Source organism: Sphingobium cupriresistens, assembly GCF_004152865.1.
GTDB lineage: Bacteria > Pseudomonadota > Alphaproteobacteria > Sphingomonadales > Sphingomonadaceae > Sphingobium > Sphingobium cupriresistens.
In genome coordinates, this window is record NZ_SEOO01000018.1 from 65,169 (window position 1) to 87,324 (window position 22,156).

A 22,156-nucleotide genomic window follows, 5' to 3' on the forward strand; every position below is an offset into this window, starting at 1 on the left:
GCTTCACCCGTTATCCCGACCCTTGTCGTCTCTGACTAGGCGGAAATCCGTCCGGGTTCTAGCGGCGAACGACCTTCTCCGCTCTTTCTTTTGTTGGTCGCATTCTGCGAGGCGTCGGCTGCGCCAGCCGACTTCAGAATGCTTCAGCCTTCGCGGTGATAGGGGTGGTTGGCAAGGATGGAACAGGCGCGCCAGAGCTGTTCCGCCAGCATCGCGCGGGCCATCATATGCGGCCAGGTCATCGCGCCAAAGGCGATCAGCAGGTCCGCATTGTCCCGGTCGGCATCATCGAAGCCGTCCGCCGCGCCGATCAGGAAGCGACATTCGCGGGTGCCCGTGTCACGCCAGCCCTCGATCCGTCGGGCGAAGTCCATGGAGGAGAGCTGCTTGCCCTTTTCGTCCAGCATGACCGTGACGGTGCCGGGCGCGACCGGGGGCAGCTTGCTGCCCCGATCCGGCATTTCGGTGATCTTGTGCGGCATGGTCAGCCGCTTGACATAGCGGTCGACCAGGTCGGCTTCGGGCGAGCGCCCGATCTTGCCGCGCGCTATGATGTGGAGGAGCATGGCGCTCCTCCTAGCCGGTCATCTCGCGCCTGTCGAAGGGTTCAGGCGTTGCCCGCGACCGGCGCGTCGACGAAGCCCCACATCCGTTCCAGATTGTAGAAGCTGCGCACTTCCGGCTTGAACAGATGGACGATCACGTCGCCCGCGTCGATCAGCACCCAGTCGGCGACCGGCAGCCCTTCGACCCGTGCGGAGCGGCCGGTTTCCTTCTTGATCCGTTCAGCCAGATGCTGGGCGATCGCGGCGACCTGACGCGACGAACGGCCGCTGGCGATAACCATATAATCGGCGATGCTGCTCTTGCCTTCCAGCGGGATGGAAATGGTTTCCTGGGCCTGGTCGTCGTCGAGCGATTGCATGACGAGGGCGTGCAGGGCGGCCACGGAATCGGCGGCAAAGGCCGGATCGTTGGCAGAGGCGAGGTTAGACAATGAAACTCCAATCTAGATGACGTACCGACGCGTGAGCGGATCGCGCGCACACGTTGCTTCATATTCGCGATGCCAGAGGGGGTCCGCCTGCCGCAGCAGGGTTGCCGATCTTGGATCAGGGCGAAAGCGCAATAGCACGAGCGCCGGTGGTCTCCAATTCGTCCAGTCTGCACCCTGGCGCGCGGACCGGACGAAGCGCCGCAGCCAGCTCATAGCCGCAGAGCCACGAGCGGCATCATCATAGCCCGGACGGGCGATGACAGCAATGGGCATTTGCCGGGCGATGCCGCGCCAGTCGCGCCATTGGCCAAATTGCGCCAGATTATCCGCGCCCATCAGCCAGATGAAGCGGTTTTTGGGGTAGCGGCGGGCGAGGGCGCGGAGCGTATCGATGGTGTAGCGGGTGCGTAACTGGCGCTCGATCGCGGTCGGGCGAATCGGGGCGCGGCGAGCGACGGTGCGGGCATGGGCGAGGCGGGCGGCGAGCGGGGCCATGCCCTTGGCGGGCTTTAGCGGGTTGCCGGGGGAGACGAGCCACCAGATTTCGTCCAGGTCCAGCGCTTCCCTGGCGAAGAGCGAGATGGCGCGATGGCCGCCATGGGCCGGATTGAAGGAACCGCCGAGCAGGCCGATGCGTGTCATGATCCCGCCATGCCAGCGCGGCGACAGGGCCGCAATGGGGGCGATCGGCGGATCGGCGTCAGCGGCCGCCGAAAGCGGGCTTGCGCGTCCGTCGATAGGGAATCCGGTCCAGCTTCGCCATCAGGTCGGCGAAAGGTGTGTCGCGCACCATGTGATGGTCGCGCGGCGGCGGATCATCCTTCGCCTTGTCCGGGCGCCGCAGCGGGCGGCGCGTTAATAATGACTTCCACATGATAGTCTCCAAACTGCGATATTGGTCGCTTATGGAGAAGAGACGCAGGCGAGCCGGGCTTGTTCCTCCATTTGTCCGTTACGCCGCCGGCAAAGCGCGCGCTTCTTCGGTCTGCGCGTCGCGCGCCAGCACGTCGAGCGGCTCCATCGCCTCGATCTCCTTGCCGCCGGTTTCGATGTCGAGGTCGCGGAACTTGCGGCCGGTCGAGAGGACGCGGCTTTCGAAGCTGCCGATGAAATTATTATAGTTGGACACGGCGCTGTTGAGGCCGGAGCCGAGGCGCTTCAAATGGGTCGCGGCGACGGCGAGGCGCTCGTACAGTTCCTTGCCGAGTTGGCCGACCTGCTGCGCCTGTTCCTGCATCTTGGCCTGGCGCCAGTGGCCCGCCAAGGTGCGGGCGAGGGGCAGGAAGGTGGCGGGGCCGCAGATGATGACGCGATTCTTGGCCGCGCGTTCCCACAGGTCCATGTCGGCCTCCAGCGCGGCGGTGACGAAATTGTCGCCGGGGACATACATGATGACGAAGTCGGGCGCCTTGTCGAATTGCTCCCAATAGGCCTTGCGCCCCAGCGCGTCGGCATGGGTGCGCATGGCGCGGGCATGGTCGAGCATATGGGCGTCGCGCAACGCGGGATCGACCTGATCGACGGCGTTCAAATAGGCGACCAGCGAGCATTTGACGTCGACCACCATCTGCTGGTCGCCGGGCAGGTTGATGACGAAATCGGGCCGCATTCTGCCGTCCTCGACCGCGACCGACACTTCTTCCTTGAAATCGACGAAGGGGGAGAGGCCGGCGGTTTCGATGAGGTTCTTGAACTGTTGCTCGCCCCAGCGGCCGCGGGTCTTGGGCGCGGCGCGCAGGGCGTTGACCAGCTTGGCGGTTTCCTCACGCACCTGTCCCTGGCCCAGATGGACCTGCTGCACCGCCTCGCGCAGTTCGGCATAGCTGCCGACCCGGTCCTTTTCGACGCGGGCGAGGCCCTCCTCATAGCGTTTGAGCGTGGTTTCGACCGGATTGAGCAGGGTCTTGAGCTGGGCCTCGCTCTTCTCGTTCGCCTGGGCGAAACGCTGGTCGGCGCGGGTCAGGAACTGGGTCTGGGCGGATTCGAGCAACTTGCCGCCGATTTCGCTGAACTGGGCGGAGAGCTGTTCCTTGGCGTCCCGGAGCGCAGCGATCTGCTGCTCGAAGGCCTGTGTGCGGGCCTGTGTATCGGACTTCAATCCGGCCAGTTCGCGCAGCGCGGCTTCGCGTTCGGCCTGGATGGACTCGATGCGCTGGGCGGCGGCGGCCTGCAGGGCTTCGAGCCGCTGGTCGGCGGCCAGTTGGGCGGTTTCGAGCCGGGCGATGTGGGTCGCGGACTGATGGACGCGCTCCTGCTCCACCGCCAGTTCGGCGATGGCGCCGTTGCGCTGGGTGGTGGCGAGGTCGAGCCTGGCGGCGAGATCGGCTTTTTCCGCCGCCAGCGGGGCCATGGACCGGGCGCTGAGCAGCCAGCCGACCGCAAGACCAATCAGCAGGGCGACGAGAATGAAGAGGGCGGCCAGGCTGTTCATGAAATTTCCCTGATAAGAACGAAAAGGGAACTTAACGGGGAGCGGCGAAAGCCGCAAGTCTGAGACAGCGAGTGCGACAATTGAATCGCCATCCGCAAATTTAGATAGTTAGCTAACTATCGAAAAATTCAGGCCGCCTGCATGCTTGGTGCGGCGAAGCGGGCGCGATAGTCGCCGGGCGACAGGCCAACAAGGCGGTGGAATAATTTGCGGAAGGCGGCGGCGTCTTCATAGCCGACGCTCCAGGCGATCTGGTCGATCGTGCGCTTCGTAAACTCCAGATGTTCGCGCGCCTTTGCGACGCGCAGATGCTGGACATATTCGATCGGCGTCATGGCGGTCGCCGCCTTGAAACGACGCTGGAAGGTGCGTTCCTCCATACCGACCTGCGCCGCCATGTCGCCGACGCTGACGGCTTTGGCTTCCCGCGCGGCGAGCCAGTGCTGGGCCTTCAATATCGGTTCGTCGCCATGGGTCATGCGGGGCATGAAGCGGGCGAAATGCTTCTGTTCGCGCCCCGCGCTGTCGATCAGCAGGAATTTGGCGGTGTCGAGCATCACCGTCGGGCCGAGCAGGCGGTCGACCAGTCGCAGGCCAAGGTCGGTCCAGGCCATCAGGCCGCCCGCGGTGATGATGTCGCCATCGTCGATGACGATGCGGTCGCAATCCAGTTTGACGTCGGGGAAGCGCCCCCGAAATGGGTCGGCGAACCACCAGTGCGTCGTCGCCGGGCGGCCGCTGAGCAGGCCGGTCGCCGCCAGCAGGAACGCGCCGCCGCAGTTGGAGGCAAGGGTGGCGCCCGCGGCGTGGCGATCGAGCAGCCAGCGGGCGTAGGGCGCGGCTTCCTCCGCATCGGGAATGCCCGACAGGCGGCCGGGGACGAGCCAGATGTCGGGCGTGCCGGTGTGGCCTTCATGCGTGTCCTGGCTGCGGGCGAAGCCGCCGTCCACCTGCATCTGCCAATGGCTGACGCGGAGTGGCGGGCCGCCATGTTGCCGTGAAAACTGCCCGGCGATGGCGATCAGGTCGGTCATGCCATGGACCATCGCCTGCTGGCAGTCGCGATAGAGGAGGGATGCCGATTTCGACCCTGGGGGTCTGGGTTGCGTCCATGGGGCAGCCTTTGTCGGAATCGGCCCGCTTAATGTCGGGACCGCCAATCCCGATCCTCCGTCATTGCCCCTAAAACTGCAAGCACAGGGCGAGACAGACGCTCTTCCAGACACAGAAGGGACTTTCATCATGCGCAATTTCGTCACCACCCAGGACGGCACCCGCCTCTTTTACAAGGATTGGGGGCCGCGCGACGGCCAGCCGATCGTCTTTTCCCATGGCTGGCCGCTGAGCGCCGACGCCTGGGACGCGCAGATGGTGTTCTTCGCCAACCATGGCTTTCGCACCATCGCCCATGACCGCCGCAGCCATGGCCGGTCGGATCAGGTGTGGGACAACAACAATATGGACCAATATGCCGACGATCTGGCCGATGTGATCGCGGCGCTGGATTTGCATGACGTGATTCTGGTCGGCCATTCGACCGGCGGCGGCGAAGTCACCCGTTATGTCGGCCGCCATGGCACCAGCCGGGTCGCCAAGCTGGCGCTGATCGGCGCGGTGCCGCCGCTGATGCTGAAGACCGAGGCCAATCCGGGCGGGCTGCCGATCGATGTGTTCGACGGTATCCGCAAGGGCACTTTCGACAATCGCAGCCAGTTCTTCAAGGATCTGACCATCCCCTTCTACGGCTATAACCGCGCAGGCGCGGTGATGTCCGAGGGCATCAGGGACGATTTCGTGCGGCAGGGGATGATGGGCGGGTTGAAGGGCCAGCTCGACAGCATCCGCGCCTTTTCCGAGAGCGATTTCCATGCGGACCTGGCCAAGGTCGATGTGCCCACGCTCGTCCTGCATGGCGATGACGACCAGATCGTGCCGATCGGCGCGTCCGCGCTCTCCACCGTGAAGATCGTTACGCAGGCGGTACTGATCGTGTATGAAGGCGCCGATCATGGACTGACGGTCACGCATCAGGATCGGTTCAATGCCGACCTGCTCGATTTCATCAACGGCTGACAATCAAGCGCCTTACCCCGGTTCGCGTGCGTGCTTCGACAGGCTCAGCACGAACGGGGAGGCTGCGAATCGAAGGAGACTTCCCATGACCAATGAAACCATCCTCATCACCGGCGCGTCGGACGGCATCGGCGCGGTCTATGCCGGTCGTTTCGCCAAGCGTGGCGCCAACCTGATCCTGGTCGCCCGGCGGGCGGACAAGTTGGAGGCGCTGGCTGTCCAACTGCGCCAGACCGGCGTGCGCGTCGAGGTGACCGCCGCCGATCTCGCCAAGGCGGATGACCTGGCCCGGATTGAGGCGCGGTTGCGCGACGATGACGCCATCACCGGCCTGATCAACAATGCTGGAATTGCGGGCGAGCAGGGCTTTGTCGAGACGGACCCGGATTACCTCACCGGGATGATCGCCCTCAACATAGTGGCGGTGACGCGGCTGTCGCGCGCGATCGCGCCGCGGCTGGCGGCCAACGGGGCGGGGACGCTGATCAACATCACGTCGGTCACCGCGCTGATGCCCGACGGCTTCACCGCGGTCTATCCGGCGAGCAAGGCCTATGTCCTGGCCTTTACCGAGGCGTTGCAGGTCGAACTGGGCGTCAAGGGCGTGCAGGTGCAGGCGGTGCTGCCGGGGATCACCCGGACGGCGATCTGGACCGACGAGCAGATCGCAGGCATCCCGGCCGAGATGGTGATGGATGTCGAGGTCATGGTCGACGCCGCGCTGGCGGGACTGGACATGGGCGAGCCGATCACCATTCCGGCATTGCCGGACCGGGGCGACCTAGACGCCTATCTGGCGGCGCGGGGGGCGTTGCGGCCGGGCCTGTCGCGCAAGGATGCGGCGGCGCGGTATCGCGTTTAACTTGCTCCGTCATTCCCGCGAAGGCGGGGATGACGGGAATTTTCCTAGGAGAAACATCATGATCCTCGGTTTTTCCATTCCCGCCTTCATCGCGCTGCATGTCGCGATCAGTCTGGTCGGTATCGTTGCCGGGATTTTAGCTTTGGTGGCGCAGGCGAAGGGGCGGTTCCTGCCCGGCGCGCAGGCGGTCTTCCTGGGCACGACGCTGTTGACCAGCCTGACCGGATTCCTCTTTCCCTTTCGCGGCTTCACCCCGGCGATCGGGGTTGGCATCGTCTCGACCTTGGTGTTGATCGTCGCTTTGGTGGCGCTTTATGGCCTCAAGCTGCGCGGCCGGGCGCGGGTCGTCTACGCGGTGAGCGCGACCGCGGCGTTGTGGCTCAACCTGTTCGTGCTGGTGGTGCAGAGCTTCCTCAAGGTGCCCTTGCTCAACGCCTTCGCGCCGACCGGGACGGAACCGCCCTTCCTGGCGGCGCAGGGGTTGCTGCTGATCGCGATGCTGATCCTGGGCGCGGCGATCGTCCGTCAGCCGAGCGTCGCGCGGAAGGCGGCGAGCCGTGCGATCGCCTGATCCAATGTCTGGTCCGTCTTCGAAAAGCAGAGGCGGACCAGATGAGTGACCGGGTCGGCCGGATAAAAGGCGCTGATCGGGATCGCCGCCACGCCCGCTTCGTCGATGATGCGGTTGCAGAAAGCGACGTCGTCCAGCGCGATGCCCGACGCGGGCAGATCGATCGACAGGAACCAGGTCGCGGCGCTGGGCTGGACGACATAGCCCGCTGCCGCCAGCCCCGCCGCCAGCCGGTCGCGCGAGGCCTGATAGGCGGCGCGCTGCTCGGAGAACCAGGCGTCAGGATAGGCAAGCCCCTCCGCCACCGCCCATTGCAGGCCCGGCGGGGTGGTGAAGGTCAGGAACTGGTGGGCGCGCGCCAGCAGGGTGGCGATGGGTGGGGCGGCGCACATCCAGCCGACCTTCCAGCCGGTGACGGAGAAGATCTTGCCCGCCGACCCGATCTTCACCGTTCGGTCGCGCATCCCCGGAAAGGCGATCAGCGGGCGGTGCGGGATGCCGTCATAAACGGTCTGTTCCCAGACTTCGTCGCAGATGGCGATGAGGTCGTGGGCGACGCAGAGGTCGGCCAGCAGCGCCAGTTCCGCGGCGCGCAGGACGATGCCGGTCGGGTTCACCGGATTGTTCATCAGCAGGATGCGGGTGCGCGGCGTGATCGCTGCGCTCAGCGCTTCGCGGGTGACGCGCCAGTCGGGCGGGGTCAGCGTCACGACCTTCGCCACGCCGCCGACGCGCTCGACCAATGGCAGATAGGCGTCGTAGAGCGGGGCCAGCATCAGCACTTCGTCGCCCGGCTTCACCAAGGCCAGCAGGCTGGCGGCGATCGCCTCGGTCGCGCCGGAGGTGACGATCACCTCCTGCGGGCTGAGATCGCATTGCTGGTGACGGGCATAATGGTCGGCGATCGCGCTGCGCAGTTCGGGCAGGCCAGCCATCGGCGGATATTGGCTGGATTTGGTGAGCAGCGCGTCGGCGGCAGCCTGCAACACGGCGCGGGGACCGGGGCTTTCGGGAAAGCCCTGGCCCAGGTTGATCGCGCCGGTTTCGCGGGCGCGGGCGGACATATGTTCGAAAATGGTGGTCGGCATGTCCCGATAGACGGGGTGGCCGAGGAGGGCGCTGGTCATATCAGTCTCCACCGCTGCGGCCGCTTGCGCGGCCGAATAAACCGGATGGCCGTCCCCCGAACGGCCGTTGATCCCGGTTTATTCCCATTCGATGGTCCCCGGCGGCTTCGAGGTGTAGTCGTACACCACGCGGTTGATGCCCTTGACCTCGTTGATGATGCGGGTCGCGACGCGGCTGAGGAAGGCGGCGTCGAAGGGATAGATGTCGGCGGTCATGCCGTCGGTGGAGGTCACGGCGCGCACGGCGCAGACGCTGTCATAGGTGCGCAGGTCGCCCATGACACCGACGGTGCGGACCGGGAGCAGTACGGCGAAGGCCTGCCAGATCGCGTCGTACAGCCCTGCGTTGCGGATTTCCTCCAGATAGATGAAGTCCGCCTTGCGGAGAATGTCGCAGCGTTCCTTGGTCACTTCGCCGGGGATGCGGATGGCGAGGCCGGGGCCGGGGAAGGGATGGCGGCCGACGAAAATGTCGGGCAGGCCCAGTTCCTTGCCCAGCACGCGGACTTCGTCTTTGAACAGTTCGCGTAAAGGTTCGACCAGCTTCATGTTCATGCGTTCGGGCAGGCCGCCGACATTATGGTGCGACTTGATCGTGACCGAAGGGCCGCCGGTGAAGCTGACCGATTCGATGACGTCGGGATAGAGCGTGCCCTGCGCGAGGAAATCGGCGCCGCCGACCTTGGCGGCTTCCTCCTCGAAGACCTTGATGAATTCGCCGCCGATGAACTTGCGCTTCTTTTCCGGGTCGGTGAGGCCGGCAAGGCCGCCCAGGAAGCGGTCTTCCGCGTTCACATGGACCAGCTTGATGCCATAATGTTCGCGGAACAGGCTGACCACCTGTTCGGCCTCGCCCAGACGCATCAGGCCATGATCGACGAATACGCAGGTGAGCTGATCGCCGATCGCTTCGTGGATCAGGACCGCGGCGACCGCGCTGTCGACGCCGCCGGACAGGCCGCAGATCACCCGGCCTTCGCCCACTTGCGCGCGGATTTCGGCGATCTTGGCCGCGCGAAATTCGGCCATGGTCCAGTCACCGGCCAGGCCGCAGACATGGCGGACGAAATTGGCGAGCAATTTGGCGCCGTCGGGGGTGTGGACGACTTCGGGATGGAATTGGGTGGCGTAGAAGCGCTTCGCCTCGTTTGCGGTGATGGCGTAGGGCGCGCCTTCGCTGGTGGCGACGACTTCGAAGCCGGGAGCGAGGGTCGTGACCTTGTCGCCATGGCTCATCCAGACCTGATGCTTGTCGCCGGTGGTCCACAGGCCATCGAACAGGGCGCACGGCTTCTTCACTTCGATGAAGGCGCGGCCGAACTCGCCGCTTTCGCCGCCTTCGACATTGCCGCCGAGCTGCTGCATCATCGTCTGCTGGCCGTAGCAGATGCCAAGGATAGGGATGCCCGCGTCGAAGAGGGCTTGCGGGGCGCGGGGGCTGTCTTCCCACATGACCGAGGAGGGGCCGCCCGACAGAATGATGCCCTTGGGCTGCATCCGCGCGAAGGCTTCGGCGGCGGTGTTGAAGGGGGCGATTTCGGAATAGACGCCGGCTTCGCGCACGCGCCGGGCGATGAGCTGGGTCACCTGGCTGCCGAAGTCCACGATAAGGATGGAATCCTGAAGGGGCAGCGTCATCGAATCGCCTTTATGTCGAGCGTGGGAAGGGATTCGCGCCCGGTTAGTCGCCCGGCCCCGATATGTCCAGTTGCGGCTTGAACTGCTGCCCGGCGCGCCAGCCGATGAGCGCGGCGAAGGCCAGTACGGCGGCGGCGATGAGGAAGGCGCTGCCGATGAAGGGCAGGGGCGGGCGGGGGCCGACCGACAGCGAGTAGATGGCGCCAAAGAAGAGCGGCGAGATGATGCCGGCGATCGCGCCGACGCTGTTGTTCGCGCCCTGCAACTGCCCCTGTTCGGATTCGGAGACGTGGCGGGTCATCAGCGACTGGAGCGTCGGCATAGCGAGGCCCCAGAGCGCGTTGGGGAACATGGCGGCGACGAACAGCCAGCCGGTGGACGCGAGGCCCATGGACGCAATGCCGATGGCGCCGAAGCAAAGGCCCACGACCATGGTGGCGCGGTCGCCCAGGCGCTTGACCACCGGGCCTACAGCCAAGCCCTGCACCCCCATGTCCAGCAAGCCGACCAGCGCCAGCAGCCCGCCCACCTGCCATGCGCCCCAGCCATAGCGGTCGCCAGCATAGAGGACAAAGATGGCGGAAAAAATGTGGTGGGCGAAATAGAGGAGGAAATTGCCGACGGCGAGGCTGGAGAGTTCCGGGTGCGAGCGGAGCAGCTTCAATGCGCCGAAGGGGTTGGCGCGGCGCCAGCTGAACGCCATGCGCTTTGCCGGGGCGAGCGATTCGGGCAGGACGAAGCAGCCATAAAGGAAGGCGAGGCCGGACAGGGCGGCGGCGGCCCAGAAGGGCGCGCGCAGCGAAATTTCGCCCAGCAGGCCGCCGATCAGCGGGCCGGCGACGAAGCCCGCGCTGAAGGCCGCGCCGATGAGGCCATAGCCCCTGGCGCGATCCTGTGGCGGGGTGATGTCGGCCATATAGGCGAAGGTGGAGGTGAAGCTGGACGAGGTGACGCCCGCCAGGATGCGGCCCAATGCCAGCCACCAGAGATTGGGCGCGAGCGCCATCAGCACGAAGTCGAGCGCGAGGCCCGCGACCGAGATCAGGATCACCGGGCGGCGGCCGAAACGGTCGGACAGCGAGCCGATGAGCGGCGAACAGACGAACTGCATCCCGGCCCAGAGGGCGACGAACAGGCCGTTCCACATGCCCGCCGCCGCATCCGAGCCGGACAGGATTTCGATCAATTGCGGCAGGACCGGGATGACGATCCCCATCGACATGACGTCGAGCAGCGCCGTGATGAGGATGAAGGCGATCGCGGCGGTGCGACGGGGCATAAACGGGGCGGTCATGGCGGTTGGCCTAACCGGCCATGACCGCCCTGCCAAGCGGATGCGTGTTACTGTGCTGTAAGATCGCGGCTGATGTATACGTTCGCCACGCGGCCGTTTTTCATGGCGCAGGTGAAGCGGCGCGAGACGCCGTCATTGGCGCGGTAGCTGGCGCGGGTTTCGACATAGCCGTCGATATTATAACCGTCCGCCGTGGCGAGGGGCGTTTCCATGTGGCGGACTTCGGCATAGCCGCCTTCGCGGTCCTGCGCTTCGTCGCGCGCGGCCATGGCGCAGGCGTCTGTCATGCCGTCGTCCTGCGCGGCGACATCGGAAAAGTCCGCGTCGTCGCGCGCAGGCGTATCGTTGCGGATGTCCGTGCCATAGTCGGTGCCGGTGCGGGGCGGCGGCGCATCATATGTCCCGCCGGTGTTCGGGTCGCGGACCTGCTTGTTCCTGTTCACGGAGGAGGCGACGACCGCGACCGCGCCAAGAATGGCGGCGACGCCGATCGCGTCGCCCAGGCCAAAGCCGTCGCCGCGGCGATGATGCCGGTTCCAGCCGCCAGGACCGCCGCCATTCCAGCCCCGGTCATAGCCATAACGCGGACGAGCCTCTGCGGCGCTGACGCTGCCCAGCAGCAGTCCCGCGCTCACCAGCGCTCCGGTCATCCAGCGTGTCTTGGTCCCGATCATGCCTGCGTCTCCATGCGATGGACGGGGATATATCTGCGGTCGGCTGTCGCGCGGCTGAATAAAATTACTGCGGCTTGGCCTTGATCTGCAATCCGGTGAAATAGGCCGCGAAGCCGTAGCTGTCGGCATATTCGTCGATCAGCTTATCCACTGGCTTGCCCGATCCATGGCCCGCCCGGTTTTCGACGCGCAGCAGGCGGGGGCGGGCGCCCAGGTCCGCGGCCTGGAGCGCGGCGGCATATTTGAAACTATGGGCGGGAACGACGCGATCGTCGGTGTCCGCGGTGGTCACCAATATCGCGGGATAATCCTTTCCGCCCAATATGTTGTGATAGGGCGAATAGCCATAAAGCAGGGGGAAATCGGCCGCCTTGTCGGGCGATCCATAATCGTCGATCCAGTAGCGGCCCGCGGTGAAGCGGTCGAAGCGCAGCATGTCCATGACGCCGACGGCGGGCAGCGCGGCGGCGAACAGGTCCGGGCGCTGGTTGACCACGGCGCCGACGAGCAGCCCGCCGTTCGATCGGCCCTCGATCGCGAGGCCGTTCTGGGGGGTGAAGCCGTTGGCTTTCAGATATTCGGCCGCGGCGATGAAATCGTCGAAGACATTCTGTTTGTTCGCGCCGCGCCCGGCATCGTGCCACGCCTTCCCATATTCCCCGCCGCCGCGCAGATTGGCGATGGCATAGGCGCCGCCCTGTTCCAGCCAGGCCATGCGGGTCGCCGAATAGCCGGGCGTGAGGCTGATGTTGAAGCCGCCATAGCCGTAGAGGATGGTCGGCGCGGCGATCGCGCGATCGGCCAGCGCCTTCTTGCGCAGGATCGTCATCGGGATCAGCGTGCCGTCCTTCGACGGGTAGAGGCGCTGTTCGATGCCGAAATCACGGGGGTCGAAGGGCAGGTCGGGCTGGGCGAAGATCTGGCTTTGCAGGCTGGCCGTGTCGAAGCGGTAGATGCTGGACGGGGTGACGAAGCCGGAGAAGCTGAAGAAGGTTTCGGGGTCGCCCTCCCGCCCGCCAAAGCCCGCTGCGGTGCCAAAGCCCGGCAGCGGCACGTCGGTCACCTTGCGCCCGTCCAGATCGACCAGTTCGGCGACCGTCTGGGCGTCGCTCATATAGGCCAGGATCATGCGGTTGCCGACCAGCGATCCGCCCGCCAGCGTTTCGGGCCGTTCGCGGACCAGTTCACGCGGTCCCCGGCGCGGCCGCGATGCGTCGAGCGTCACCACCCGCATGTGGGGCGCGCGGTCGTCGGTCAGGAAGAAGAGGGTCGTGCCCTTGCTGCCGATCAGCCGCCAGTCCTGCGCCGGTCCCTTGACCAGCAGGCGGGGCTTGATCGGGCCGCCGGTGAGTTCGGCGACATGGAGTTCGCGGCGGGGGTCTATGCCCTGAAAGGAGCTGATGATCAGCCAGCGGCCGTCGCCGGTCACCTGGGCCTGATGGCTGAGGGCGGGCCGGTCGGGCGTGGCGTAGACGAGTTGATCCTGCGCCTGACGGGTGCCGATGCGGTGATAATAGAGTTGCTGGTCTTCGTTGGCGGAGCGGAAGGCCTGACCCTCCTGGGGCGCGGCGAAGCGGGAGTAGAAAAAGCCCTCTGCCCGGCCGTCCCAGGCGATCTGGGAGAATTTCACCCATTCGACCCGGTCGTCCAGCATTTTGCCGGTATCGACGTCGAGCAGTTTGAGCGTGCGCCAGTCGCTGCCGGCCTCCTGCACCGCGAAGGCGAGGGTGCGGCCGTCGGGGGAGGGGGTCCATTCGGCCAGCGCGCTCGCGCCGTCCTTCGCCCAGTCATTGGGGTCGAGCAGCAGGCGTTGCGGGCCGGACAGCCCGTCGCGGACATAGAGCGGGGTCTGGTTCTCCAGTCCCTTGTTATAGCCATAGAAATAGCGGCCGCCCGCCTTGCGCGGCACGGTGTAGCGCCCGTGCGAGAGCAACGCCCGCATCCGGCCCTTGAGCGCTTCGCGGCCGGGCAGGTCGTCGAGATAACGGCGGGTGAGGGCATTTTCCCGCCCCACCCAGTCGCGCACCGCAGGGTCGGCGCGCAGGTCGTTTTCCAGCCAGCGATAGGGATCGGCGACCTTCACGCCGAAATGATCCTCGACCAGGTCCAGCCGTTTCGTGATCGGATAGCGCAGCACGCCGGCTTCCGTGCGCCCGCCCGCATCGATGGCGGCGGCTTCCGGGGTCGCGCCGTCCGGTTCCGCCAGGACGGGATTGGCCGCCAGCAACAGCGGCAGCAGGATCAGGGCAGCGGCGCGCATCCTCTCTTTTCGACTCTTTTCCAAACGACAACAGGCCGTGGCTCCTAGAGAGCCACGGCCTGTTGGTAAAGCGCCAGTCCCTTAATCCGGGACTGGTCGGATCAGGCTTCTTCCAGCTCGTCGTCTGCGCTGAAGACCGGACCGCTGTCCTGGCCCTTGGCGCTGACGTCGCGGTCGACCAGTTCGATGATCGCCATCGGCGCCGCGTCGGACGCGCGGAAACCGGCCTTGATCACGCGGGTATAGCCGCCGTTGCGGTCCTTGTAGCGCTCGGCCAGGACTTCGAACAGCTTGACCAGCTGCGCATCGTCCTTCAGCCGGGCGTCGGCCAGGCGACGGTTGGACAGGCCACCCTTTTTGGCGAGGGTGATCAGCTTTTCGACGTAGGGGCGCAGCGCCTTCGCCTTGACCGCGCCGGTCATGATCTGCTCATGCTTGATGAGCGAGGCGGCCAGGTTGCGCAGAAGCGCATTACGATGGCCGGTGGCGCGTTGCAGCTTACGCTGACCCATTTTGTGACGCATGTTGCATTCCTTCGTTCGTTAAGGGACCGTGTGAGGTATCCCAGACCAGGCGGCGAATAAGGGGCGCCGCCCAAAACCCCGATAAACCAGCATCCGTTCGCTTCGAGCGTGGCGAGAAGCGTCTTGCGCGCGCTTCCCGCTTCTCGACTTCGCTCGAAACGAACGGCAGTCTGGCTTTAACCCAGCAGCTCCTGTTCGAGCTTCTTGGCCATTTCCTCGATATTCTCCGGCGGCCAGCCAGGGATGTCCATGCCCAGGCGCAGGCCCATGGACGACAGCACTTCCTTGATTTCGTTCAGCGACTTGCGGCCGAAATTGGGGGTGCGCAGCATCTCGGCTTCGGTCTTCTGGACCAGATCGCCGATATAGATGATGTTGTCGTTCTTGAGGCAGTTGGCCGAGCGGACCGACAGTTCCAGTTCGTCCACCTTCTTGAGAAGATAGCGGTTGATCTGGTTGGTGTCGCTTTCGCCTTCCGAAGCCGCAGCGGCGGTGTGACCCGCAGCAGGCGCAGCGGCGGGCAGCGCGTCTTCGAAGTGGACGAACAGCTGGAGCTGGTCCTGCAGGATACGGGCGGCGTAGGCCACCGCGTCTTCCGGCGTGACGGTGCCATCGGTTTCGATGGTCAGCGACAGCTTGTCATAGTCCAGTTCCTGGCCGACGCGGGTATTGTCCACCTTGTAGGCGACCTGACGGACCGGCGAGTAGAGCGCATCGATCGGAATGAGGCCGATAGGGGCGTCCGCCGGGCGGTTGGCGACGGCGGGGACATAACCCTTGCCGATGTCAGCCGTCAGTTCCATGTTGAGCGTTGCGCCCTGGTCCAGATGGCAGATGACCAGTTCGGGGTTCATCACTTCGATGTCGCCCACGACGCTGATATCGCCCGCCTTCACCACGGCCGGGCCCGTGGCGGACAGCTGCAGCCGCTTGGGGCCTTCGCCTTCCATGCGCAGCGCGACCTGCTTGATATTGAGGACGATGTCGGTCACGTCTTCGCGGACGCCGGCGAGCGACGAGAATTCATGCAGGACGTTCTCGATCTTGATCGAGGTGACCGCCGCGCCCTGGAGCGAGGAAAGAAGAACCCGCCGCAACGCATTGCCGAGCGTCAGGCCGAAACCGCGCTCAAGCGGTTCGGCGACGAAGGTCGCCTTGCGCTTGCCGTCGCTGGTCGGCTTGATTTCGAGGGCGTTGGGCTTCTTCAATTCCTGCCAGTTCTTCATGTTGACAGTCATGTAATTCCCCTGGGGATGTGGCCGAAACGCTTATCATCCTGGACCCGACAGGACGTTGCGGCCGATGTAGACGGGTAACGGGCGGCGCGTCCGCCGCCCGCATGTCGTTCAGCCGCTGTTAGACGCGGCGACGCTTGGACGGACGCACGCCATTGTGCGGGATCGGCGTCACGTCGCGGATGGAGGTGATGTGGAAGCCGACGGCCTGCAGCGCGCGCAGAGCCGATTCACGGCCCGAACCGGGGCCTTTGACTTCGACTTCCAAAGTACGGACGCCATGTTCGGCGGCCTTGCGGCCAGCGTCTTCGGCGCACACCTGAGCGGCGTACGGCGTGGACTTGCGGCTGCCCTTGAAGCCCATCATGCCGGCCGAGGACCACGAAATCGCGTTGCCCTGGGCGTCGGTGATGGTCACCATGGTGTTGTTGAAGCTGGCGTTGACGTGGGCCACGCCGGCCGAGATGTTCTTGCGTTCGCGGCGCTTAATGCGCTGGGGTTCGCGTGCCATTTTGAGTTCTTCCTACAAAATCTGCTAGGCCTAGGCCGCGCCTTGTCGATGGCTGCCTCCGGCGGAGTAAGGCTGAAAACAGTCCCCCGGACTGTTTTCCCGGCGCCTTACTTACTTCTTCTTGCCAGCGATCGGCTTCGCCTTGCCCTTGCGGGTGCGCGCATTGGTGTGCGTGCGCTGGCCGCGGACCGGCAGGCCCTTGCGATGACGCAGGCCGCGATAGCAGGCCAGATCCATCAGGCGCTTGATGTTCATCGCGGTTTCGCGACGCAGGTCGCCCTCGACGGACAGGTCGGCGTCGATGGTTTCACGAATCTGAAGCACTTCGGCGTCGGACAGGTCCTGCACGCGGCGGCTGTGATCGATGCCCAGCTTGTCGGCGATGTCGACGGCGGTCTTGCGACCGATGCCGTGGATGTAGGTCAGCGCGATGATCACGCGCTTGTTGGTCGGGATGTTCACACCCGCAATACGTGCCATGGTAATAGTGTCTCCTGCTCCACAGGGTCGACCGGAGCCGTCCCTATCTCAAAGCGTCCGAGCCGATTTTCCCTGGCCAGGAAAAACGGCCAATTACATAGCCCCAGGACGCAAAAAAGACGGCCAGTGCCAAAAGCACCGCCGCTCGCCACGTTCAGGGGAAGGGGGCCTTTAGCGATTCGGCGGAAAACTGTCAATTGCCATGCGGCCGGACGCAGCGGGTCGGCGGCTCGACCCTTTTCGGGTTGAGCGGGAGCCAAGCGTCCGGCATGGAAGGCTATGCGTCTTATCCCATCCTTCACCGCGCTTGCGCCGTTTTTGATCCTGCTCGGTTCCTGCGTCGGTCCCGGCGCGCAGCGGCCGGTGACGCGGCCCGCGTCTGTACCGGCGCCTGCGTCCGCGCCTGCGCGGCCGTCTCCGGCTGCGCCTGCCCCCGCATCGACGCCGCAGCCCGCGCCGGTCGCGAGCGGCTGGCAATATCGGCCGGTTGCGCCGGGCGGCTGGACCTATCGTGCCGAGGCGGCGGGATCGTCGGCCGCGTTCGGACCCGGCGTTGCCGATGCGCAACTGACGCTGCGCTGCGATCGTGCCAGCCGCCGGGTCAGTCTGGCGCGGGCGGGGGCCGGGGCTGGGCAGGGCGCGCTGATCGTGCGGACCAGCTATGGCGCGGCGAGTTGGCCGGCGACGGTGTCTGCCGGAGCGGCGGGGCAACTGGTCGCCTTCCGCGCGGCGTCCGACGCGGGGCTCGACCAACTGGCCTATAGCCGTGGCAAGATCGCGGTGGAGGCGGCGGGCGCGCCGATGCTGATCGTTCCGGCCTGGGCCGAAATATCGCGCGTCATCGAAGATTGCCGGGGCTGAACCGTTGGACGCGATTCCGGTCGAGGTGCGGACGCGGAAGTATGATTCGAAAAAAGAAAATTACAAGTCTTGATCCTACCTTGCGTCTGATTCAAAGTCCGTCTCGTGGCCGATCAGAGGTTACATCGAAGTCGGCCACGCGGGCTTCAACTAGCGAAAGGAGGTGATCCGATGTCTCATGGTTCAGCATTGGGGTCGGTTCAGTCCATTCGGGAAACGCGCCGCTGAGCGACGCCTTGGCGTCGACCCCTCTCCAGAGACTGTGAGCGCCAATAGACAGGCCATGTCTCTGTGCGGGCGATAGCGCGATATTCCGTTTTCCTTGGGCGGTGCTTCCGGCCGCTGACCATGCACATGATGGGTCGTCGGGTTTCCCCCGACGGCCCCTCTCATGCTTTGCGTGGTCGATAGCATATTGCAGTCCGGGACATAGGCAGGGCTGATACTCAGCCGGTCAGCGCTCCAGCCCCTTCGCCTTGCCCCAGGCGCGCGCGGCGGTGTAGCCCAGATAGCCGGTGCCAAAGAGCGCGTAGAGCGGTTCGGGCAGGGCATCGAGATAGGCGCGCATCCCCGCGATGATCGCCGCCGCCGTGGCCGGATGGACGCCTGCGACCAACCCCATCGGCACCGACCAAAGTAGCAGCGCGTACATGACATAGAGGAAGGCGGGCCGCGCCCGCCGTGCCCACGGGTCGGTGGAATCAGATTCGGTTTCCTGCTGCATCACGGCCTCCCTTAACCGATCCGGTTGGCGAGCCAGCCATAGAGAAAGGCTTCGTTGGCCGGGCGCTGCTCCGCCAGGGCGATATAGCGTTCGCCCTGGAGCGCCTCCATCGCCTTGAGCAGAACCTTGTCGCCGGCCGCGCCGCGCAGCGTGCGGAAGGCGCGTAGAGCAGCGAGCGTCCGTGCGCCGATCGCCCGGTCCACCTTGATGTCGGGATAATCCTGCTGGTTGCGGTTGAGCGCATTGAGCGCCCGCTGGAGGAAGCCGGTCGCGGCGGCGACGCCCATATTGACGCCGGTGTCGAACAATTCGGCGGCGATCGGCCCGCTCATCTCGGCGACGAAGGCATAGCCGGGCCGTTCCCAGTAAATTCGGCGGTAGATGTCCTGGGCCACGCTGCGCGGCATCGCCTGCATATCGCCAGCATAGCCATTGGCGCGAGCGACGCCCAAGGTGATGCCCATATTGGTCGGGCCGCCGCGATCGGCGGGGTGATTGCTATAGCCGCCTTCGCGGGCGATGACCTCTTCGATCAGGTCGTCAATATCCATATTCGCCTCCTTCATAGATGAGGCGAATCATTTATCCCATATGGTTCGTTGTAGGACAGGGGAAATGTGGCCCTGTTCGGAGCGATCAGTCGCGGGGTTTGCGATCATCATCTTTCGATGTGACTTCGATATGGCGCTTCATCCAACGCTGAATATGCGTCAGGCTGAGCCGCAGGAGGATCAGCAGGATGGCGCCAAGCGCGGCGCCGGTCATCATATACATAAGGCTGTTTTCCCGGCACCACGGGCGAGGCCGCAACGCCACCGCCATCGTCGCATGGTGGCGTGACCATGTCGATCGACTGTCGGTCATATAGGCGTGCCGGTCGTAAGGCCCAAATGAAAACGCCGCCTTCTGCATATGCGCAGAAATCGGCGGCTTTCTTGGTCGGGACGAGAGGATTCGAACCTCCGACCCCCACACCCCCAGCCGCTTTTTTGGCGATTTTCGACGCATCGCAGTGCATCGAAAAATCTTGATTTTATCACAGATTTACAACAGCTTGTGAACGTGATCGGCGTTTCGATCGGTCGCGTTTTGTTCCATCGCGATGCGGCAAGTTGCACCACCAGTGCACCACCAGAGTGATTCGGAAGGGTTGGAATGAGAACTGTTCTGACACAAGTGATGATCGAAAAAATGGCCAATCCGGTTAAGGTCGAAGATCATCGCGATGCGCGCCTCAAGGGGTTGGTGCTGAGGGTGACGCCTACCGGGGTAAAGTCCTTCTACTGCGAATATGCGCGCGGCAAACGTGTGTGGCTGGGAAGGGCCGATGCGCTCGGCTTGGCGGAGGCGCGCGAGAGCGCCCGCGCGATCCTCGCCGATGCCTATCGGGGCATCGACCCCATCGAAGCGCGCAAACCCAAGCCGGGCGTCCCGACGTTTCGAGCTTTTCTTGATGGCGACTATGCGATCTGGGCCAAGGCCAATCAACGGGCACACGCGCAGAACCTCAAGCGTCTGGCGACGGCGTTCAAACCGCTGCTGGACAAGCGACTCGATCAAATCACCGGGCTGGACGTGGAGAAGTGGCGCGCGGGGGAAATAGAGCGCGGCCTGAGCCTCGAAACCATCAATCGAGACATTTCCTCGATCAAGGCCGCATTCAATCGCGCTGTCGATTGGGAGCTGATCGCGACCAATCCTCTCGCCAAGGTCAAAAAGTCTCGGACGGACGACTGCCTCAAGGTGCGGTTCCTGAGCGATAATGAGGAGGCCCGGCTTCGTATCGCAATAGACGCACGCGAGGAGCGCCGCCGCGCCGAACGTGATTCCGCCAATCATTGGCGGCGCGAGCGTGGCTATGTGCTGCTGCCCAGCCTGCGAACGGCGATGTTCACCGATCATGTAAAGCCGTTGATCCTGCTGTCGATCAACACCGGCTGTCGTCGCGGTGAATTATTCGACCTTACATGGTCCAATGTCGATCTCGACCGGCGCATCCTGACGGTTACAGGGGCGACGGCGAAATCCAAGCGAACGCGCCACATTCCCCTCAACCGGGAAGCGACGCTGGTTCTGCAAGGATGGCGGGCGCAGGCGGAAGAAGCGGATGGACTGGTGTTCGTCAACGAGGCAGGGCAGCGTTTCGACCGTGTGAACTTCTCGTGGCGGCGGCTGCTCAAGGATGCAGGCATTGCCGGGTTTCGCTGGCACGACATGCGCCATCATTTCGCATCGCGGTTGGTGATGGGGGGCGTCGATCTCAACACGGTTCGCGAACTGCTCGGCCATAGCGATTACGCCATGACCTTGCGCTATGCCCATCTTGCGCCTGAGCATAAGTTGAAAGCGGTTGAGGTTCTTGATCGCAGATCCTCCCTGGCGGCGGCGGCGTGAAGTGTCATCTCAAATTGACTTTGTTGGCAGATATGACTACATATGACGAAATCTCGTAAGACCCTCCGCACAATCTCTTGGATCAAGGCGGCGCGGAAGGATTTCGAAGCGTTCCCTATGGGGGCGATGGATCGGGCGCTTGATGCCCTCACTGTCGTGGCCGATGGCGGAACGCCGGACCTCGCCAAGCCGCTCGCCGGGCTTGGCTCAGGTGTATGGGAACTGGCGATCAAGGAGCGCGGCGACGCCTATCGCGTCGTTTATGCGCTCCAACTGGGCGATGACATCTGGGTGGTCCATGCCTTCCAGAAGAAATCGACCAAAGGGATTGCGACGCCCCGCCACGAAATTGATCTCGTGCGCGAGCGCATCAAGCGGTTGAAGGAAATGCTCGATGGCTGACCATGATGATGATTTTGAACTGGTTCGCGGTTCCGGCAACGTCTTTGCCGATTTCGACGCGCCCGATGCGAACCTTCGCCAGTTTCGCGCCATCCTTGCCGCCGAAATTGTCAAAACCCTTGATGTTGAGAAGTTGACGGTGCGCGATGCTGAGGCGCGCACCGGCATTGCTGCGGCGGATTTCTCCCGCATCCGCCAGATCAAACTCGACCGTTTCACCATCGACCGGCTGATGCGTATTCTCGACCGGCTCAACCGGGATGTTCGGGTCAAGATTTCCGTCGCGCCGCGTGCGGGTGGGAAGCGGGCTTCTGTTTCGCCGCTCGCTGCCTGAAACGGAATAGCCGCGATCGAAGGGAGCGGCCCACGCATGGGGCGGTGGGTGGGACAAACGAAGTGGCCGCCCCTGCTTGAGGCGGCCTCATCATAGATAGTTTATACCGCTTCCTCGATTGCTTCGGGGGCCGCCAGTTGGTGCAGATAGGCGACGGCTCGTTCGGCATGGGCGGCGGCTTGCACAATGGCGCGGGTGTCGTTTTGCAGCACCTTGATCCAGCTTGCGATATAGCTGGCATGATCGGGGCACGGCTCGATGCAAAGCCCAAGATCGGCGGCAAGGAAAGCTGCGCCAAGCTCGGCGACATATCCTGACAGTCCAGCAGAAAAATGCAGTTAGTGGGTGAAATCGATCGGTGTCTCCAGCATGATCAAATCCCCATGCGCCCAGTGCCGGGGATGGGCGGCGAGAACGACACAAGAGGCCCGCGCAAGCCGCGAGCCTCACCCGAAGGGGGGAGTAAGATCGAATGGAACTGCGCGGCGACGCCGGGGTTGCCGCGCATCGTGGCGAGCCTAGCAGAGAGTGTCGGTCAAACCTGCACTAGGTAAAGCCCACAAATCAGCACCGTCGCGTAAGAGCCCGATCCGAAAGTTGTTGAGCAATACCAGCATGTTGTGATTCAGCCGTCTTTGGGTCGTGTCCCAGGAGGTGGTGTAGGAACCGTCAATCCACGGCAGGATCGGGATCGGGTTCGGGTCAGGCAGCCAGAGCTGGCAGGCTGACAATGGGGTTATGGCTCACCGCGCCGATTGTTTCCA

Annotated in this window: 26 protein-coding genes; 7 read left to right on the forward strand and 19 right to left on the reverse strand. The window is 64.4% G+C overall.

Going from position 1 to position 22,156, the window contains the following annotated elements:
- Positions 1-143: 143 nt before the first annotated feature.
- From EWH12_RS12280 to EWH12_RS12300, 6 genes are all read right to left on the reverse strand, one after another.
- Complete coding sequence (locus tag EWH12_RS12280) at positions 144-566, reverse strand: 23S rRNA (pseudouridine(1915)-N(3))-methyltransferase RlmH (protein WP_129926765.1); 423 nt, start codon at positions 564-566, stop codon at positions 144-146.
- Between the two features lie 41 nt (positions 567-607).
- The gene (gene rsfS, locus EWH12_RS12285; RefSeq protein WP_408021514.1) at positions 608-925 is read right to left on the reverse strand and encodes a ribosome silencing factor; all 318 of its coding nucleotides are present in this window, start codon (positions 923-925) and stop codon (positions 608-610) included.
- 84 nt (positions 926-1,009) lie between these two features.
- On the reverse strand, positions 1,010-1,639 hold the full coding sequence (locus EWH12_RS12290; protein WP_066607450.1) for a nicotinate-nucleotide adenylyltransferase: 630 nt from the start codon (positions 1,637-1,639) through the stop codon (positions 1,010-1,012).
- Between the two features lie 58 nt (positions 1,640-1,697).
- A complete protein-coding gene (locus tag EWH12_RS22235) occupies positions 1,698-1,871 on the reverse strand; it encodes a hypothetical protein (RefSeq protein ID WP_165363623.1) in 174 nt (57 codons plus the stop codon).
- Between the two features lie 78 nt (positions 1,872-1,949).
- Positions 1,950-3,428: a DNA recombination protein RmuC gene (locus EWH12_RS12295; protein ID WP_129926766.1), complete on the reverse strand. Its 1,479-nt coding sequence runs from the start codon at positions 3,426-3,428 to the stop codon at positions 1,950-1,952.
- 128 nt (positions 3,429-3,556) lie between these two features.
- Positions 3,557-4,462, reverse strand: a complete 906-nt coding sequence (locus tag EWH12_RS12300; RefSeq protein WP_242496039.1) for a GlxA family transcriptional regulator — start codon at positions 4,460-4,462, stop codon at positions 3,557-3,559.
- A gap of 208 nt (positions 4,463-4,670) precedes the next feature.
- Here EWH12_RS12300 and EWH12_RS12305 point away from each other — a divergent pair, with 208 nt between their 5' ends.
- The 3 genes from EWH12_RS12305 (at position 4,671) to EWH12_RS12315 (ending at position 6,934) form a co-directional block, all read left to right on the forward strand.
- Positions 4,671-5,501 (forward strand): alpha/beta fold hydrolase, encoded by an 831-nt coding sequence (locus EWH12_RS12305; protein WP_129926768.1) that lies wholly within the window; start codon positions 4,671-4,673, stop codon positions 5,499-5,501.
- A gap of 85 nt (positions 5,502-5,586) precedes the next feature.
- Positions 5,587-6,363, forward strand: coding sequence for an SDR family NAD(P)-dependent oxidoreductase (locus EWH12_RS12310; RefSeq protein ID WP_129926769.1), 777 nt, complete (start codon positions 5,587-5,589; stop codon positions 6,361-6,363).
- Between the two features lie 58 nt (positions 6,364-6,421).
- Positions 6,422-6,934 (forward strand): hypothetical protein, encoded by a 513-nt coding sequence (locus EWH12_RS12315; protein ID WP_129926770.1) that lies wholly within the window; start codon positions 6,422-6,424, stop codon positions 6,932-6,934.
- Here the strand turns inward: EWH12_RS12315 and EWH12_RS12320 are convergent.
- The 9 genes from EWH12_RS12320 to rpsM all read right to left on the reverse strand — a co-directional run bounded on the left by EWH12_RS12320 (position 6,889) and on the right by rpsM (position 16,677).
- Positions 6,889-8,061 carry an aminotransferase gene (locus EWH12_RS12320; RefSeq protein WP_129926771.1) on the reverse strand — a complete coding sequence of 391 codons (1,173 nt, stop codon included), beginning with the start codon at positions 8,059-8,061 and terminating at the stop codon, positions 6,889-6,891. The genes EWH12_RS12315 and EWH12_RS12320 overlap by 46 nt on opposite strands.
- A gap of 78 nt (positions 8,062-8,139) precedes the next feature.
- Entirely contained in the window at positions 8,140-9,699 is a 1,560-nt protein-coding gene (guaA, locus tag EWH12_RS12325) for a glutamine-hydrolyzing GMP synthase (RefSeq protein ID WP_066606541.1), read from the reverse strand.
- Between the two features lie 43 nt (positions 9,700-9,742).
- A complete protein-coding gene (locus EWH12_RS12330) occupies positions 9,743-10,993 on the reverse strand; it encodes a TCR/Tet family MFS transporter (protein WP_129926772.1) in 1,251 nt (416 codons plus the stop codon).
- Between the two features lie 47 nt (positions 10,994-11,040).
- Positions 11,041-11,667 carry a hypothetical protein gene (locus EWH12_RS12335; protein ID WP_207212398.1) on the reverse strand — a complete coding sequence of 209 codons (627 nt, stop codon included), beginning with the start codon at positions 11,665-11,667 and terminating at the stop codon, positions 11,041-11,043.
- A 64-nt stretch (positions 11,668-11,731) separates the two neighbouring features.
- Positions 11,732-13,927, reverse strand: a complete 2,196-nt coding sequence (locus EWH12_RS12340; RefSeq protein WP_129926773.1) for a prolyl oligopeptidase family serine peptidase — start codon at positions 13,925-13,927, stop codon at positions 11,732-11,734.
- Positions 13,928-14,028: 101 nt separating this feature from the next.
- Positions 14,029-14,451 (reverse strand): 50S ribosomal protein L17, encoded by a 423-nt coding sequence (gene rplQ, locus EWH12_RS12345; RefSeq protein WP_066606534.1) that lies wholly within the window; start codon positions 14,449-14,451, stop codon positions 14,029-14,031.
- A 176-nt stretch (positions 14,452-14,627) separates the two neighbouring features.
- Positions 14,628-15,689: a DNA-directed RNA polymerase subunit alpha gene (locus EWH12_RS12350; RefSeq protein ID WP_066606532.1), complete on the reverse strand. Its 1,062-nt coding sequence runs from the start codon at positions 15,687-15,689 to the stop codon at positions 14,628-14,630.
- 118 nt (positions 15,690-15,807) lie between these two features.
- Positions 15,808-16,197: a 30S ribosomal protein S11 gene (gene rpsK, locus EWH12_RS12355; protein ID WP_004208752.1), complete on the reverse strand. Its 390-nt coding sequence runs from the start codon at positions 16,195-16,197 to the stop codon at positions 15,808-15,810.
- Positions 16,198-16,308: 111 nt separating this feature from the next.
- Complete coding sequence (gene rpsM / locus EWH12_RS12360) at positions 16,309-16,677, reverse strand: 30S ribosomal protein S13 (protein ID WP_066606530.1); 369 nt, start codon at positions 16,675-16,677, stop codon at positions 16,309-16,311.
- A gap of 279 nt (positions 16,678-16,956) precedes the next feature.
- On the opposite strand from rpsM, the gene EWH12_RS12365 reads away from it, so the two are divergent.
- The gene (locus EWH12_RS12365) at positions 16,957-17,538 is read left to right on the forward strand and encodes a hypothetical protein (protein WP_066606528.1); all 582 of its coding nucleotides are present in this window, start codon (positions 16,957-16,959) and stop codon (positions 17,536-17,538) included.
- A gap of 454 nt (positions 17,539-17,992) precedes the next feature.
- On the opposite strand, the gene EWH12_RS12370 is transcribed toward EWH12_RS12365, so the two are convergent.
- The 3 genes from EWH12_RS12370 to EWH12_RS12380 form a co-directional block, all read right to left on the reverse strand.
- Positions 17,993-18,262 (reverse strand): 3TM-type holin, encoded by a 270-nt coding sequence (locus tag EWH12_RS12370; RefSeq protein WP_066606526.1) that lies wholly within the window; start codon positions 18,260-18,262, stop codon positions 17,993-17,995.
- Between the two features lie 11 nt (positions 18,263-18,273).
- Positions 18,274-18,813 (reverse strand): glycoside hydrolase family 108 protein, encoded by a 540-nt coding sequence (locus EWH12_RS12375; protein ID WP_066607444.1) that lies wholly within the window; start codon positions 18,811-18,813, stop codon positions 18,274-18,276.
- A gap of 85 nt (positions 18,814-18,898) precedes the next feature.
- A complete protein-coding gene (locus tag EWH12_RS12380) occupies positions 18,899-19,174 on the reverse strand; it encodes a hypothetical protein (RefSeq protein WP_129926774.1) in 276 nt (91 codons plus the stop codon).
- A 243-nt stretch (positions 19,175-19,417) separates the two neighbouring features.
- On the opposite strand from EWH12_RS12380, the gene EWH12_RS12385 reads away from it, so the two are divergent.
- Genes EWH12_RS12385 through EWH12_RS12395 form a run of 3 tightly spaced genes read left to right on the forward strand, consistent with a single transcriptional unit; the run spans position 19,418 to position 21,392 of the window.
- Positions 19,418-20,656, forward strand: coding sequence for a phage integrase (locus tag EWH12_RS12385; protein WP_129926775.1), 1,239 nt, complete (start codon positions 19,418-19,420; stop codon positions 20,654-20,656).
- A gap of 42 nt (positions 20,657-20,698) precedes the next feature.
- The gene (locus EWH12_RS12390) at positions 20,699-21,058 is read left to right on the forward strand and encodes a type II toxin-antitoxin system RelE/ParE family toxin (protein WP_129926776.1); all 360 of its coding nucleotides are present in this window, start codon (positions 20,699-20,701) and stop codon (positions 21,056-21,058) included.
- A complete protein-coding gene (locus EWH12_RS12395) occupies positions 21,051-21,392 on the forward strand; it encodes a helix-turn-helix domain-containing protein (RefSeq protein WP_129926777.1) in 342 nt (113 codons plus the stop codon). Before EWH12_RS12390 ends, EWH12_RS12395 begins: the two co-directional genes overlap by 8 nt.
- A gap of 101 nt (positions 21,393-21,493) precedes the next feature.
- On the opposite strand, the gene EWH12_RS12400 is transcribed toward EWH12_RS12395, so the two are convergent.
- On the reverse strand, positions 21,494-21,730 hold the full coding sequence (locus EWH12_RS12400; RefSeq protein ID WP_129926780.1) for a zincin-like metallopeptidase domain-containing protein: 237 nt from the start codon (positions 21,728-21,730) through the stop codon (positions 21,494-21,496).
- Positions 21,731-22,156: the final 426 nt, after the last annotated feature.

What these genes read in the sequence shown, in the direction of transcription:
- EWH12_RS12280 (WP_129926765.1), bottom strand. Translation starts at nt 566, where the DNA reads ATGCTCCTCCACATCATAGCGCGCGGCAAGATCGGGCGCTCGCCCGAA.
- rsfS (WP_408021514.1), bottom strand. Translation starts at nt 925, where the DNA reads ATGCAATCGCTCGACGACGACCAGGCCCAGGAAACCATTTCCATCCCG.
- EWH12_RS12290 (WP_066607450.1), bottom strand. Translation starts at nt 1,639, where the DNA reads ATGACACGCATCGGCCTGCTCGGCGGTTCCTTCAATCCGGCCCATGGC.
- EWH12_RS22235 (WP_165363623.1), bottom strand. Translation starts at nt 1,871, where the DNA reads ATGTGGAAGTCATTATTAACGCGCCGCCCGCTGCGGCGCCCGGACAAG.
- EWH12_RS12295 (WP_129926766.1), bottom strand. Translation starts at nt 3,428, where the DNA reads ATGAACAGCCTGGCCGCCCTCTTCATTCTCGTCGCCCTGCTGATTGGT.
- EWH12_RS12300 (WP_242496039.1), bottom strand. Translation starts at nt 4,462, where the DNA reads ATGACCGACCTGATCGCCATCGCCGGGCAGTTTTCACGGCAACATGGC.
- EWH12_RS12305 (WP_129926768.1), top strand. Translation starts at nt 4,671, where the DNA reads ATGCGCAATTTCGTCACCACCCAGGACGGCACCCGCCTCTTTTACAAG.
- EWH12_RS12310 (WP_129926769.1), top strand. Translation starts at nt 5,587, where the DNA reads ATGACCAATGAAACCATCCTCATCACCGGCGCGTCGGACGGCATCGGC.
- EWH12_RS12315 (WP_129926770.1), top strand. Translation starts at nt 6,422, where the DNA reads ATGATCCTCGGTTTTTCCATTCCCGCCTTCATCGCGCTGCATGTCGCG.
- EWH12_RS12320 (WP_129926771.1), bottom strand. Translation starts at nt 8,061, where the DNA reads ATGACCAGCGCCCTCCTCGGCCACCCCGTCTATCGGGACATGCCGACC.
- guaA (WP_066606541.1), bottom strand. Translation starts at nt 9,699, where the DNA reads ATGACGCTGCCCCTTCAGGATTCCATCCTTATCGTGGACTTCGGCAGC.
- EWH12_RS12330 (WP_129926772.1), bottom strand. Translation starts at nt 10,993, where the DNA reads ATGACCGCCCCGTTTATGCCCCGTCGCACCGCCGCGATCGCCTTCATC.
- EWH12_RS12335 (WP_207212398.1), bottom strand. Translation starts at nt 11,667, where the DNA reads ATGATCGGGACCAAGACACGCTGGATGACCGGAGCGCTGGTGAGCGCG.
- EWH12_RS12340 (WP_129926773.1), bottom strand. Translation starts at nt 13,927, where the DNA reads ATGCGCGCCGCTGCCCTGATCCTGCTGCCGCTGTTGCTGGCGGCCAAT.
- rplQ (WP_066606534.1), bottom strand. Translation starts at nt 14,451, where the DNA reads ATGCGTCACAAAATGGGTCAGCGTAAGCTGCAACGCGCCACCGGCCAT.
- EWH12_RS12350 (WP_066606532.1), bottom strand. Translation starts at nt 15,689, where the DNA reads ATGACTGTCAACATGAAGAACTGGCAGGAATTGAAGAAGCCCAACGCC.
- rpsK (WP_004208752.1), bottom strand. Translation starts at nt 16,197, where the DNA reads ATGGCACGCGAACCCCAGCGCATTAAGCGCCGCGAACGCAAGAACATC.
- rpsM (WP_066606530.1), bottom strand. Translation starts at nt 16,677, where the DNA reads ATGGCACGTATTGCGGGTGTGAACATCCCGACCAACAAGCGCGTGATC.
- EWH12_RS12365 (WP_066606528.1), top strand. Translation starts at nt 16,957, where the DNA reads ATGCGTCTTATCCCATCCTTCACCGCGCTTGCGCCGTTTTTGATCCTG.
- EWH12_RS12370 (WP_066606526.1), bottom strand. Translation starts at nt 18,262, where the DNA reads ATGCAGCAGGAAACCGAATCTGATTCCACCGACCCGTGGGCACGGCGG.
- EWH12_RS12375 (WP_066607444.1), bottom strand. Translation starts at nt 18,813, where the DNA reads ATGGATATTGACGACCTGATCGAAGAGGTCATCGCCCGCGAAGGCGGC.
- EWH12_RS12380 (WP_129926774.1), bottom strand. Translation starts at nt 19,174, where the DNA reads ATGCAGAAGGCGGCGTTTTCATTTGGGCCTTACGACCGGCACGCCTAT.
- EWH12_RS12385 (WP_129926775.1), top strand. Translation starts at nt 19,418, where the DNA reads ATGAGAACTGTTCTGACACAAGTGATGATCGAAAAAATGGCCAATCCG.
- EWH12_RS12390 (WP_129926776.1), top strand. Translation starts at nt 20,699, where the DNA reads ATGACGAAATCTCGTAAGACCCTCCGCACAATCTCTTGGATCAAGGCG.
- EWH12_RS12395 (WP_129926777.1), top strand. Translation starts at nt 21,051, where the DNA reads ATGGCTGACCATGATGATGATTTTGAACTGGTTCGCGGTTCCGGCAAC.